The 12,518-nt window shown below is 70.6% G+C and carries 12 protein-coding genes, 1 tRNA gene and 1 pseudogene; 5 read left to right on the top strand and 9 right to left on the bottom strand.

The genetic code is table 11. The features are described 5' to 3' along the window. Window positions 1-14 precede the first annotated feature (14 nt). Complete coding sequence (locus G569_RS0131495) at window positions 15-239, top strand: KTSC domain-containing protein (protein WP_028066366.1); 225 nt, start codon at window positions 15-17, stop codon at window positions 237-239. A gap of 27 nt (window positions 240-266) precedes the next feature. On the opposite strand, the gene G569_RS0131490 is transcribed toward G569_RS0131495, so the two are convergent. The 4 genes from G569_RS0131490 to G569_RS0131475 all read right to left on the bottom strand — a co-directional run bounded on the left by G569_RS0131490 (window position 267) and on the right by G569_RS0131475 (window position 4,749). Then, window positions 267-2,732, bottom strand: a complete 2,466-nt coding sequence (locus G569_RS0131490) for a polynucleotide kinase-phosphatase (RefSeq protein WP_028066365.1) — start codon at window positions 2,730-2,732, stop codon at window positions 267-269. Beyond that, window positions 2,729-3,973 (bottom strand): 3' terminal RNA ribose 2'-O-methyltransferase Hen1, encoded by a 1,245-nt coding sequence (locus G569_RS0131485; RefSeq protein WP_028066364.1) that lies wholly within the window; start codon window positions 3,971-3,973, stop codon window positions 2,729-2,731. Before G569_RS0131485 ends, G569_RS0131490 begins: the two co-directional genes overlap by 4 nt. Window positions 3,974-4,000: 27 nt before the next feature. Continuing rightward, window positions 4,001-4,567, bottom strand: a complete 567-nt coding sequence (locus tag G569_RS0131480; protein ID WP_211233141.1) for a hypothetical protein — start codon at window positions 4,565-4,567, stop codon at window positions 4,001-4,003. A 110-nt stretch (window positions 4,568-4,677) separates the two neighbouring features. Then, window positions 4,678-4,749 (bottom strand) — tRNA-Gln (locus tag G569_RS0131475). 140 nt (window positions 4,750-4,889) lie between these two features. On the opposite strand from G569_RS0131475, the gene G569_RS0131470 reads away from it, so the two are divergent. Beyond that, complete coding sequence (locus G569_RS0131470; RefSeq protein WP_157592451.1) at window positions 4,890-5,648, top strand: helix-turn-helix domain-containing protein; 759 nt, start codon at window positions 4,890-4,892, stop codon at window positions 5,646-5,648. A 247-nt stretch (window positions 5,649-5,895) separates the two neighbouring features. Here G569_RS0131470 and G569_RS0131465 read toward each other — a convergent pair whose 3' ends face one another. The 5 genes from G569_RS0131465 to G569_RS53160 are packed head-to-tail and all read right to left on the bottom strand — an operon-like array spanning window position 5,896 to window position 11,041. Then, window positions 5,896-6,579, bottom strand: a complete 684-nt coding sequence (locus G569_RS0131465; RefSeq protein ID WP_037500398.1) for a potassium channel family protein — start codon at window positions 6,577-6,579, stop codon at window positions 5,896-5,898. Beyond that, window positions 6,579-7,001, bottom strand: a complete 423-nt coding sequence (locus tag G569_RS53165; RefSeq protein WP_037500395.1) for a potassium channel family protein — start codon at window positions 6,999-7,001, stop codon at window positions 6,579-6,581. Before G569_RS53165 ends, G569_RS0131465 begins: the two co-directional genes overlap by 1 nt. 10 nt (window positions 7,002-7,011) lie before the next feature. Then, window positions 7,012-8,988: an amino acid permease gene (locus G569_RS0131455; protein WP_028066360.1), complete on the bottom strand. Its 1,977-nt coding sequence runs from the start codon at window positions 8,986-8,988 to the stop codon at window positions 7,012-7,014. Beyond that, window positions 8,985-9,137 carry a hypothetical protein gene (locus G569_RS63205; RefSeq protein WP_157592450.1) on the bottom strand — a complete coding sequence of 51 codons (153 nt, stop codon included), beginning with the start codon at window positions 9,135-9,137 and terminating at the stop codon, window positions 8,985-8,987. Before G569_RS63205 ends, G569_RS0131455 begins: the two co-directional genes overlap by 4 nt. Next, complete coding sequence (locus G569_RS53160) at window positions 9,134-11,041, bottom strand: amino acid permease (RefSeq protein ID WP_053227249.1); 1,908 nt, start codon at window positions 11,039-11,041, stop codon at window positions 9,134-9,136. Before G569_RS53160 ends, G569_RS63205 begins: the two co-directional genes overlap by 4 nt. Window positions 11,042-11,082: 41 nt before the next feature. On the opposite strand from G569_RS53160, the gene G569_RS0131440 reads away from it, so the two are divergent. From G569_RS0131440 to G569_RS53155, 3 genes and pseudogenes are all read left to right on the top strand, one after another. Then, on the top strand, window positions 11,083-11,628 hold the full coding sequence (locus G569_RS0131440) for a cysteine hydrolase family protein (RefSeq protein ID WP_028066359.1): 546 nt from the start codon (window positions 11,083-11,085) through the stop codon (window positions 11,626-11,628). A 13-nt stretch (window positions 11,629-11,641) separates the two neighbouring features. Continuing rightward, window positions 11,642-11,797, top strand: a pseudogene (locus tag G569_RS66140) (helix-turn-helix domain-containing protein); the annotation flags it as partial. A 12-nt stretch (window positions 11,798-11,809) separates the two neighbouring features. Then, the gene (locus G569_RS53155) at window positions 11,810-12,475 is read left to right on the top strand and encodes a LysR family substrate-binding domain-containing protein (protein ID WP_245602629.1); all 666 of its coding nucleotides are present in this window, start codon (window positions 11,810-11,812) and stop codon (window positions 12,473-12,475) included. Window positions 12,476-12,518 lie beyond the last annotated feature (43 nt).

The following is a 12,518-nucleotide window of genomic DNA, read 5'->3' as shown; positions in this document are numbered from 1 at the left end:
CTACTGTTCGTCGCGTGGACTGGCAGCCCAGTTCCTCCGCCGCGATCGACCGCTATCGCTACCGCGCGGACGCGCTGGAGATCGTCTTCGCCGACAGCCACGAGTACTACACGTTCCCCTGCTCGGAGATGCTCTACGAGGAGTTCCTCGTCGCCCCGTCCAAAGGGCGCTTCGTGAACGGCGTCCTCAAGCCGCATGCCGAGTCCCTCGGCTGGACACCCACGCCGAAACCGCTCTGAACCTAAAGGGGTCAGGCCCCTTTAGGTTCAGAGGCGCGGGTCGACCGGCTCCGATTCGAGGGCCAGGACGGCGAACACACACTCGTGCACCCGATACAACGGCTCACGACGAACGAAGCGTTCGAGCGCCTCGACGCCCAGCGCGAACTCCCGCGCTGCCAGCGACCGCTTGCGGCCGAGGCCGCGGGAGCGCAGGCGTGGGAGCTGGGTGGGCGCGTCGTACTCGGGGCCGTAGATGATCCGCAGGTAGTCGTGGCCGCGGACCTTGATGCCGGGCTGGACGAGGCCGCGGCGGCCGCGGACCGTGAAGTCCCACGGTTTGACGACCATGCCCTCGCCACCGTCCGCCGTCAAAGCCGTCCACCACTCGATCGCGTCGGCCTCCGACGACGGCTCGGTGAGTGAGACCACGCGGCGGTCGGTCCGGCGGACCCACGATGGGTCGGCGTCGACCAGCGCGTCGCAGAGCTCGAGGTGCCAGCCGTGGTCGCGCCCGACGAACACGCCGGACTCGGCCGCCAACACATGGAACGGGGCGACGCGCAGGTCGGCGACGTCCGCGACCGGCCAGACGTAGCGCGAATAGGCGTCGCGATACCGCAACACACGCGAGAGGCGATCGCGCGACTCGGAGAGCAGCTCGCCCACGTCCAGGCCCCGCGCGGCTGCCGCCTCGAGAGCCGTGACGGACGCCGACAGACCCGCCGAGCCCGCGGCACCCACCGGCGCGTACTGGCGGTCGATGAGCTCCTGCGCCTTGGCCGACCACGGGAGGATCTCGCAGTCCAACACGACCCACTCCGACTGCAGGGTCTCGAACAGGCCGGCGCGCTCGCAGGCCAACCGCAACCGATCGAGGACCGACTCGCCGTCGTCGAAGAACGCGCGGCCGGTGCGCGTGTAGATCGCGCCCGCGCCGGAAGCCTGCCCGAACCGCGAAGGGTCCCGGGAGACCACGGCGATCGCCCGCGAGCCCATGTGCTTCTCCTCGCACACGACCCGCGCGATCCCCTCGGCGCGGAACTCCGCGAACGCCTCCGCCGGGTGCTCGAGCAGCTCAGGGAGCGAGGACGTCGCCGTCGGCGCCATCGTCGGCGGCAGGTAGACCAACCAGCGCGGGTCGATCGCGAACCGCGACATCACCTCGAGCGCCCCCGCGGCGTTCTCCTCGCGCACCGTCACCGAGCGCATCAGCCGCGTCTGCACGATCCGCTTGCCGGCGACGTCATCCACGTCGAGTTGGTGCTCCGGACGCGACTCGACCGCACGGAACGGCCGCGCCGGCGCGTAGTACTCACGCGCCGCGGGCACGGAGACCAGCTCACGCTCCGGCCAGCGCAGCGCGGTCAACGCGCCGCCGAAGACGCAGCCGGTGTCGATGTTGATCGTGTCGTTGACCCACTCGGGGGTCTCCACGGGCGTGTGCCCGTAGACGACGACGGCCGAGCCGCGGTAGTCGGACGCCCACGCGCCACGGACCGGCAGGCCGAACTCGTCGGTCTCCCCCGTGGTCTCGCCGTACAGCGCGAACTCGCGCACCCGCCGCGAGCCGCGGCCCTGGTAGCGCTCGGGCATCCCCGCGTGCGCGACGCACAGCCGCCCGCCGTCCAGCACCGCGTGCGACACGAGCCCATGCAGGTACTCGCGCACGGCGTCGACGAACTCCGGCGGTTCGCCGCCGAGCTGCTCCAACGACTCGGCCAGGCCGTGCGTGATCTGCACGTCTCGCCCCGAGAGCTTGCGCACGAGCTTGGCGTCGTGGTTGCCCGGGACGACGATGGCGTCGTCGAGTCCCATCACGAGCCGCAGCACGTCGACGACGCCCGGCCCACGATCCACGAGGTCGCCGACGAACACCAACCGGCGCCCCTGCGGGTGCACTCCGTCCACGTAGCCGAGCGAGGCCAACAGCGAGACCAGCTCGTCGAAGCAGCCGTGGACGTCGCCGATGATGTCGAACGGGCCGGTCTCGGCCCGCCGGTCCGTCCACATCGGCGCCCGCGCGATCGTCACCTCGTCGTCCGGCCGCACGATCGACACCCGCCGGAACCCCTCGCGCTGGAGGAACTTCAACGAGCGTTTCAGATCACGCCGCTGGCGGTGGATGACGTGCGAGCCGAAGTCGCGGTCCGGCCGCGAGGCGTTGCGCTTCGCGCACACGTCGTCCGGCGTGTCGAGCACGATCGCCACCGCGAACAGGTCGTGCTCGCGCGCGACCCGGAGCAACGCCGCCCGCGACTCCTTCTGGACGTTGGTGGCGTCGACGACCGTCAGCTTGCCGCGTCGCAGCCGGCGCGCGGCGATCTCGTGCAGCACCGCGAACGCGTCGTCGGTCGCGCTCTGGTCGTTGGGGTCGTCGGAGACCAGCGCCCGGCAGAAGTCCGACGACACCACCTCGGAGGCGAGGAAGTGCGTGGCCGCGAACGTCGACTTCCCCGACCCCGTGGCGCCGATCAGCACGACCAGGCAGGGCTCCGGCAGCTCGATCCTCATCGTGAGAACACCGCCATCTGCGTCGGCGCGCCCACGGCAGCGTCCTCCGGCCCGACCGGCAGGAACCGAACCTCGTAGCCGTGCGTCTCAGCGACCGAGGCCGCCCAGGCGGCGAACTGCGCCCGCGTGAACTCGAACCGGTGGTCCGGGTGCCGGAAGGTCCCCGCCGGCAGCGTCTCCCACATCCGGTTGTACTCGGCGTTCGGCGTCGTCACGACCACGCACGACGGCTGCGCCGACCCGAAGACGTTCGCCTCGAGCGCCGCGAGCCGCGGCGGGTCGAGGTGCTCGATGACCTCGACCAGGGCGGCCGCGTCGTACCCGCGCAGCCGCTTGTCGCGATACGTCAGCGGGCTCTGCAGCAGGGTCACGTCACCGCGCACGCGGCGCGCGGCGATCTCCAGCGCCCGCGGCGAGACGTCGACGCCCGTGACGACCTCGTAGCCGTCGCGCACGAGCCGCTCCAGCAGCGCGCCCGGCCCGCACCCGAGATCGAGGACGCGACGAGCGCCGGAGGCCTTCAGCGCCGCCTGCACGGCCCCGAGCCGGTGGTCGCGCAGCGAGACGCGCTCCTCGAGCGACTCCTCGCGCGGCGAGACGAACTCCGCGAACAGCCGTCGCTCGTGCTTCAGATAGCGGCGAGCGATCAGCTCGCGCTCCGGGTGCGTGTCGAGCCACCCCTCGCCGCGCCGGCGCAGCTTCTCCACCTCGGCGTCGTCGACCCAATAGTGCTTCTCGTCGTCGAGCACCGGCAGCAGCACGTACAGATGGGTGAGCAACGCCGAAAGTCGGACCGTCGCGGTCAACTCCAACGCGACGTAGCGGCCGAACCCCGAGACCGAGACCGCGTAGCCGAGCGGCTCGAACAGCCGCCGCACCAGCTCTTCGGAGCCGCGCACGGCGGGAACGGACGCGACGAACGGCCACGGCTCGTGGTCGGGCGCCTGCATCGCGGTCTTGAACACGGTCACGATCGCCACCGACAGGAAGGAGGACGCCACGTACGGCCGGTCGTTGACGTACTCGGCCAGGGCGAAGGAGGACGCCCCGCGCCGCACGAGCCCGACCGGGTCGACCTCCATCAGCAGCGCGCACGAGCAGCGTTCCTCCGACGCCTCCGGATAGAAGACGTGCGCGGCCCCGAACGGCAACGAGAACCGCTGCACGCGCTCCGGGTGCTTGTGCAGGAGGAAGCCGAGGTCGGTCGCCGGCCGGTGGGTGGTGGTGAGGGTGAGCAGCACCGCCGCGCCACCCTAGCGCTGGAGCCGCTACGCGGTTCGAGTCCGCAAAGTGATCCAGAGCGCCTCCGCATAGGCCACGACGGCGCCGGAGTCGTCGAACAGCGCCGACGCCCCGCGATGCTTGCGGCCCTCGGAGGAGATCTTCCACGCGCTGATCACGTACTCGCGGCCGACGTCGACCGGCGCGGGCACGAGCGCCGTCATCGACGCCAGGACGCTCGCCGACCCATGCGGCATGCACGCGAAGCCGGACGGGCAGTCGAGCGCCGCCCAGACGAACGCCGGGTCGGGCGACGTGGGCGTCCAGGTGCAGGCGAGCCCGCCGTCGTGCGGCCCCGGGAAGACCCGCAGGCCGTCCGGGCGCTCCGGTCCGCAGACGTAACAGGTGGGAAACGCGTGCTCTTCGAAGCCCTGGAAGTGCGACGAGGCGTCGCGGGCCTCCTCGACCGACGGCGGCGTGGGCAGCGAGACGGTGGGCGTGCCGTCGCGGCCCTCGGCCACGACCGCGTCGCCGTTCAACAGCCGCACGATGCCCGGAACGGTGCGTTGCAGGGTCAGCGGCACGCCGAGCGGCGGCGGCAGAAAGAGGCTCACCTGCGCGCTCGTCCCGATCTCACTCGCGACGAGCCCGCAGACGTAGCCACCGTTGCCGGTCCCCGGCGGACCGTTGAAACGCTCCGCGATGGTGACCGAACCGGTCAAAGCTGCCGGGCAGGGACTCGAACCCCAACTACCAGAGCCAGAATCTGGCGTGCTGCCAATTACACCACCCGGCAACGGGTCGGCGCTGCAGTATAGGACGACGTCAGCGGACTGCCCCGTCCGATGTCCTTCCACACGGGTATTCTCAGCGCTACATTGCAGGTCGGCCCAGTGGGGATGCCCGCTCCCTTCGAACGACGAGGGTTCGCTCGTAATGCCAGACGCCGGTAACGGCTCCGTACAGCTTCTCGAAGCAGACCCCGAGCTCGCCCGCGGGCTCGATCCGCGACGTGTTCGCGAGGTCAGTCAACGTCTCTTCGCCCGCGCGATCGACGTGCCGCGCGGCCCGTGGTCGCCCGCACGCGCGCTTGCCGGAGGGACGAATCCGATCGGACTGCTCGTCCTCGACGGCCTTCTCGTCAGAGAGGCCATCGTCGGCGACCACCCGTGCGCCGAGCTGCTCGGCCCGGGCGACCTCCTCAGAGCCTGGGAGGATCGGGACGCCGAGGTCCTGCTGCCCCGCACCGTCGAGTGGAGCGCGCTCTCCACCGTGCGGCTCGCTGTGATCGATCAGGCGCTCGCGGTGCGAGCCGCGCAGTGGCCTGAGATCTTCGCGTCGCTCGTCGAGCGCGCGGCCCGTCGTGCCGAACGGCTGGTCGTGATGCAAGCGATCGCCCATTTGACCCGCGTGGATGACAGGCTTCTTGCACTCCTGTGGTGTCTGGCGGAGCGCTGGGGGCGGGTCTCGTCCAACGGCGTGGTCGTCTCACTACGGCTCCCGCACCGCACGCTCGCCGGCATGGTCGGCGCGCGTCGCCCCTCGGTCACCACCGCGCTCGGTCAGCTGATCGCGCGTGGCGAGGTCGAGCGCCGTCCCGACGGCGGCTGGCTCCTGCTCGGCGAACCGCCTGAGCCGCGCCAGCGCCCGGTTGAAGACCGCTCAAGCATCGCGTTCGAGCGGCACACAGCGTAGTAACGGCAGACATCCCCACCGCCCCACCCCGATCATCCGACCTTCACGAGCTGTTGTCTGATCCGGGGTGCGGCGGAGGGCCGCCCGTCCCGGGGAAGGGACGGACGGCCTGCCGCTCGCGCCGCCAATGCCCACTGGGCCCAGGGCGGAGGGGTGCCCTTGTTCGCAGGCGGAGCGGGGGGTAACCGCTCCGGCGGCGGCGAGATCTCTCTTAGTGGCGAATGGTACGGGAACGGAGCCTTAGCCGCTATCCGCGACCGTTCTCACCGACGAATTTCGCGGTGATGTCGTCCTCGATTCCCGGATCGAGGACCACGAGAACCTCATCTCCGGCCTCGACGACGGTGTCGGCCTTGGGCACGAACCCGGAGCCGCCGCGCAGCACGGAGATCACCAGGGCGCCGTCCGGCAGCCCCATCTGCGCGATCGCCTGCCCCGCCGCGGGGGCGTCGTCGGACACGACCAGCTCGATGATCTCGAGCCGCTCCTCCGGCAGGTCGAGCAGGTGGACGAGGCCGTAGCGCGGCACCTCGTGCTCGATCAGGCGCAGGATCAGATCCGTGGCGCTGACCGCCGGCTGGATGCCGAGCAGCTTGAAGTGGTCCAGGTTCCGCGGGTTGTTGACGCGAGCGATGATCCGCTCGCAGAGGTACTTCTCCTTGGCGACCTGGCAGATCAGGAGGTTGTCCTCGTCGTCGCCGGTGACCGCGACCACGAGGTCCGCGCGCTGGATGCCGGCGCGCTCGAGCACCCACAGCTCGGTCGCGTCACCGTACTGGACGGCGTGCTCGAGCTCCTGCTCGACGGTCAGGTAGCGGCGCCGGTCCTGCTCGATGCAGGTGACCTCATGCCCCTTCTCGAGGAGCTCGCGCGCGAGGTTCCAGCCGACCTTGCCCGCGCCGGCGATGATGACGTAGAGCCCTGAGTCCATTATTCGCTGAACGCCGCCTGTTGAAGCTGCTCGATCGCGATCTGCGTCGGGCAGATCGTCTGCAGGCCCTGCTCGGAGTACCACGCCGCGCGGCGTGGGTCGAGCACGCGGGCGATCACCCGGTCGACCTCGAACCGGCGCTGCGCGATCTGCGCGACGACCAGGTTCGTGTTGTCGCCGTTGGTGGAGGCGATGAAGACGTCGGCCTCCTCGACCCCGGCCTCGATCAGCGCGTCGACCTCCAGCGCCGTCCCGATCGTGAAGCGGCCGCCCGCTTCCTCCCAGGAGCGCCCGAGCTCGACGTCCAACCGCTCGTGCGAGAGCGGGTCCTCGTCGAGGACCGACACGATGTGACCATTGCCCAACGCTGAAGTGGCAAGCGCCGCTCCGACGCGCCCCGCCCCGACCACGAGTACGAACACGTGCGAGAGCCTAGCGAGAGCCGTTGGAATCGGACACGCCGACGGAATGGCCGAGCGGAAGCGGCGCGTCCGCGGGCACCGGCCCGGTCGGGTCCAGCACGCGGGTGGAGGGCGGCGCGGTCAGGATCACGCGGCAATGTGCCTTGTTGACCACGTAGCGGGTCGTCTCCCCCACGCTGGTGTCGTGCAGCCCCGGCTTGCCGCCCAGCCGCAGGCCGCCGCCGACGCGGGTCGGTTCCTCCGCGGCCAGCACGATCGCCTCGACGCCGCGGCGCTTGGCCTCACGCACGATCGCCTGCCCGGCCTTGCGGGCGCGCACGACCGCCGTGGCGACCTCGACCCCCTGGTACTCCTCCCCCACCGCCTTGGCGCGGTTCAACGCGGCCCGGGCACGCTTGAGCTCGGAGTCGGGCACGCGCGTGTCGAGCGGGAGCGACATCGGCACCTCGAAGATCCACAGCGCCTCGATGACCGCGCCGCCCTCGCCCTCGTCCTCGTTCTCCTCCATCGCCAGCCGGCCCGCGGTCTGCATGATGTCGTCGTCGAGCGGGGTGCCGAGGACCGGGACGAGCATCGAGCCGAACTCGGCCTCGGCGGCGCGCCGCGTCAGCGCCGCCTCCGGCACCGTCACGCGCTTCAGGACGGACTTGCCCTGCGACAGCCGGTAGCCGAGGTAGAGCGAGACGCCCGCGAGCATCCAGATCACGCCGACCCAGCGCGCGCTGCCGTGCTCGACGAGCAACGCGACGAAGGCGATGACCGACATCACGACGCACAGCGCCGCCGGGACCGGCAGCGACCCGCCGCGGAACGGCACGTTGAGCGGCATCCGGTACGGACGGTCGCGGGTCGGCTCCTTGTAGCGCAGCCGCACGACCGAGGCGCCCACGATGGTGAAGGCGATCGTCGCCCCGAACGCGCAGATCGCGGCGAGGAACTCGAGGTCGGCTGGGATCAGCAGGCCGATCGCGCAAACGGCGCCGAACCCGATGATCCCGACCGGCGTCGCCCGCGACCGCGAGAGCGACCCCATCTTCGACGGGATCTGTCGGTTGACCGCGAGCGCGTAGCCGAGCCGTGAGAGGCCGAGCATGGCCGCCTGGGAGGCGCTGACGAGGATCAGCAGCGCCGAGATCGCCACGAGGTACTTCGCGGGCTCGCGCAGCCACGCCTGATCGAACGCGTCGGCGACGCCGATCAGCGGCGCCTCGACCCACTTCCCGTCGGTCGGGGGCAGCGCGGCGCTCGCGACGAGCGCGATACCCAGGTACGGCACCATCGCCGCGACGAGCCGGACGCCGATCAGGCGGCGCAGGCCGGCGCGGCCGATCGCGACCTGGCCGGCGAGGCCCGAGGAGGCGTCGATGCCGCTGAAGGCCACCAGGACCAGCGGGAACGCGAAGATCATGTCCTCCAGCGACGGCGCGCCGGCGATCGACGTCGGGTCGGTCAGCACCTCGGGCTGGAAGATCAGCGCCATGCCGAACGCGACCAGCAGCAGCTGCAGGATCAGGTCGCCGAGCACGATGAACGCCGCGCGCTCGAAGTGCAGCGCGCCGGCCCCGCGGATCGCCATCAGCGCGACGTAGAGGACGATCGCGCTCGCGGTCAGGAACTCGACGAGCCCGTCGTTGAAGCCGTCCCAGAACAGGCCGAGGTAGTCGGTCGAGGCGAACGCGCAGAGCGCGACGAGGATCAGGTAGTCGAGGCAGATCGCCCACCCGGCGATGAAGCTGACGAGCTCGTTGAACGCGTAGCGGGCGATCACGGTCGCCCCGCCGCGCTCCTGGTGCAGCGAGGCGCCCTCGACGTAGGACGGCACGATCACGGCGAACAGGACGCCGCCGGCCAGGAAGACCGCCCAGGTCAGGCCGAGCGCCCGCTCCGCGACCAGGCCGGTCGAGAAGTAGATCGAGGCGGCGATGAAGCCCTGGACGATCCCGAACAGCGCGGGCGAGCCCAGCTGCCGCTTGAGCTGCGATTTCATGCTCGCCTCTCGAGGTAGAGCCGGCCCGCGCCGGCGGCGATGAAGAGCGCCCCGAGCACGACGCCGATGACGGTGCCGAGGATCGCCATCCGCACGATCAGCGCGACGCCGACGATCACCATCAGGACCGGGAGCAGCGTGCCTCTCATACGAAGCTCGCCCGGTCGAGAGCGCGCGCCTTCGCCTTCTCCGGCGCGGGCGAGGACTCGATGATCACGCGGCACGGGCGCTCGGCGAGCACGGTCTCGAGCGTCTTGCCGAACAGCGACGCGCCGTTGACCCGCTGCGGGAGCGGCATCACGATCGCCGCCGCGCGCATGTCGGTCGCCTCCTCGATGATCCGGCGCCCGGCCTGGCCGCGGCGCACGCGCTCGACGTGCCCGGAGACGCGCGCGCCGGCCATCACCCGCGCCTGCTCGATCAGCGACTGCGCGGCGGCCTCGGCGTCCGGCATCGGCGCGTCGATCGGCAGCGCGCTCGGCACGGTCACCATCGCGATCACGTGGATCCCCCGCCGGCGGCGCGCCGCGAGCTTGGCCGCAGTCGCCAGCACCGCCTCGTCGAACTCCTCCATCGGCACGAGCACGGAGTCGTATTCGGCCTCGTGGTCGACGACCGGCTGCGGGATCGCGACCTTGTGCGTCGACGTCAGGTCCAGCCCCTGGCGGCGGCGGAACAGCAGGTAGACGACCATGCCGACGACCAGCCAGCCAACGCCGAACGCGGCGACGGTCGGGTTGAGCACGACGATCACCACGAACGCGATCGCGGTGAAGAAGCCGCCCGCGAGCGCGAACAACGGCCAGTCCACCCCGCGCCACTCCTTGTTGCCCGGGCCCTTGTACGGGCGCGGGAAGTCCGGCTTGGTCATCCGCAGCCGGATCACCGCGAGATGGGCCATCGTGAAGCTCAACAGCGCGCCGAAGGAGTACACGCTGCCGAGGAACTTCGCCTGGCCGGGCAACGTGACGAGGATCGCGAAGCCGCTGAAGACGATGATCCCGATCCACGGCGTGCGGTACTTCGGGTGCAGCCGCCTGAGCGCGTCGGGCAGCTGGCGGTGGATGCCCATCGAGTACACGAGGCGGCTGATGCCGATCAGGCCGGCGTTCGTGGCCAGGAACAGGATCGTCGCCGCCAGCAGGCCGACGTACAGCTCGATCGGCTGCTGCAGGGCGCCGAGGTCCATCGCGCGCACCACGCCCAGCACCGGGTCGCCCGCCGAGCCGCCCTGCTCCTCGGGCAGGCCGAGCAGCGTCACGTACTGGCCGTCGACGTATTTGACGGGCAACGCGCTCAGCGCGACCGCGGGCAGGGTGAAGTAGATCGCGAAGACGGCGAGGCGGACGCGGGCGATCGCCTTCGGGATCGTCGTCGCCTCGTCCTTGGCCTCCTCGGACATGTTCGAGACCGTCTCGATGCCCGTGTAGGCGAGCATGCCGATCGGGATCGCGAGCACGAAGTTCGTCCACGTCGGCGCGACGCCCCAGTGGACGTTGTCGATCAGGATCTGCGGGTTGAAGACCAGGAAGAACCCGAGCAGGACGAGCAGCACCTGCGTCAGGAAGTCCACGACCGCCAGCAGCACGTTGACGCCCGTCGACTCCTTGACGCCGACGATGTTGATCACGCCGAGGATCGCGATCGTGATGCACGTGAAGATGACGTCGCCAGGCGAGTGCTTGAGCTGGTCCCAGAACAGGCCGCCGAGGTAGTGCGGGACGAAGAACGCGCTCGTCGCGATCGTCGCCACGTAGGTGAGCATCTGCGCCCACGCCGCGAAGAACGACCAGAACTCGTTGAAGGCGCGACGCGCGAAGGAGCTCGAGCCGCCCGCCTCCGGGTACATCGTCGTGGCCTCGGCGTAGCTCGCCGCCGTGCACAGGAAGAAGAAGCCGGTGATGATGAAGACCAGCGGCGTCAGGCCCAGCGCGTAGCTCGCCACGAGGCCGAGCGCGTAATAGATCGAGGAGCCGACGTTGCCGTAGGCGGTCGAGAAGAGGGCGTTGACCCCCAGGACCCGTTCTAGTCCTTCCAGCCGGCGTCGTGCCATGTGCTGGGCGCGATTCTAGGACGCCGCGTCATGATGGGGCGGTGACCGATGACGCCAAGGCTGCTCTGCTCGTGATCGACGTGCAGAAGGGGTTCGACGACCTGGAGTACTGGGGTCCGCGCAACAACCCGGACTGCGAGGCCAACATCGCCGCGCTGCTGGCGCGCTGGCGGGAGACCGACCGGCCGGTCGTGTTCGTGCGCCATGACTCCGACGAGGACCAGTCGCCGCTGCGGCCGGACAATCCCGGGAACGCGTTCAAGGACGTGGTCACGGGCGAGCCGGACGTGCTGATCTCCAAGCACACGAACTCGTGCTTCTACGGCGACCCGGATCTGCACGAATGGTTGCAGGCGCGCAGGATCACGAAGCTCGTGCTGTGCGGGATCACCACGAACCACTGCTGCGAGACCACGGCGCGGATGGGCGGGAACCTCGGCTACGACGTCAGGTTCGTCATCGACGCGACGCACACGTTCGACCGCGGCGACCTCACCGCGGACCAGATCTTCCACACCACCGCGGTGAACCTCGACGGCGAGTTCGCCACGGTCGTCGCCACCGCCGAGGTCCTCAAAGACGCCTGACCTCCGGCGTCTCAGCTACTTCGTCGCGGTCGCGCGGGAACGCAACTTCACGCGCGCCGCGGCCACGCTGCACGTGGCCCAACCCGCGCTGAGCCGCCAGATCCGGCTGCTCGAGAACGAGCTCGGGACACCGCTGCTGCACCGCACCACCCATGACGTCGAGCTGACCGAGGCGGGCGAGTTGCTGCTCGAACGGGCGCCGGCGCTGCTCGCCGCCGCCGACGAGCTCTGGCGCGACGTCCAGCGCCTCGCGAGCGGGGAACGCGGGAGGCTCACGCTCGCGTACGGATCGAGCGCCGCCTACGAGACCGCGCCGCGGCTCCTCGCCGAGCTCGCCAAGCGCCTCCCGGACCTCGACGTGCGCACGGAGGTGCTCCCCGTGGCGGAGATCGTCGGCCGCATCGAGAACGGCACGCTCGACGCCGGGATCGTCCGCTGCGCGGCCGATGGCATCCTGCTGCGCCGTGAGCCGCAGGGCGTCCTGCTGGCCCGCGACCATCCGCTGGCCACCCGCGTCGAGGTGCGGCTGGACGACATCGCGGACCCCGTGCTCGTGCACCCGCGCTCGCAGAACCCTGGCCACTACGACGCGCTTCTCGCGCTGTTCCCCACGCCGCCGCGTCTGGTCGAGCGCACCGTCGCGGTGGACCTGAGGTTCACGCCGGTGGCGGCGGGTGAGGCGGTCGCGATCGTCGGCGAGTCGGCCTCGGCGCCCGGTCTCATCTGGCGTCCTATCGGAACGACGCTCGACGTCCACCTCCTCGCCCGCCCGCTGAACCGCACGCCGGCGACCCAGCGCTTCATCGACGCGGCAGGCGAGATCGCCAGAGACCTCGGCTGGCTCTGAAGTCAGACCGAACCGGTCTTTCCGCCCCGCGACGACCCGCCGT

The organism is Solirubrobacter soli DSM 22325 (genome assembly GCF_000423665.1).
Classification (GTDB): domain Bacteria; phylum Actinomycetota; class Thermoleophilia; order Solirubrobacterales; family Solirubrobacteraceae; genus Solirubrobacter; species Solirubrobacter soli.
The sequence above is the reverse complement of the archived record's forward strand: the minus strand, read 5'-3'. Positions and strand labels throughout refer to the sequence as shown.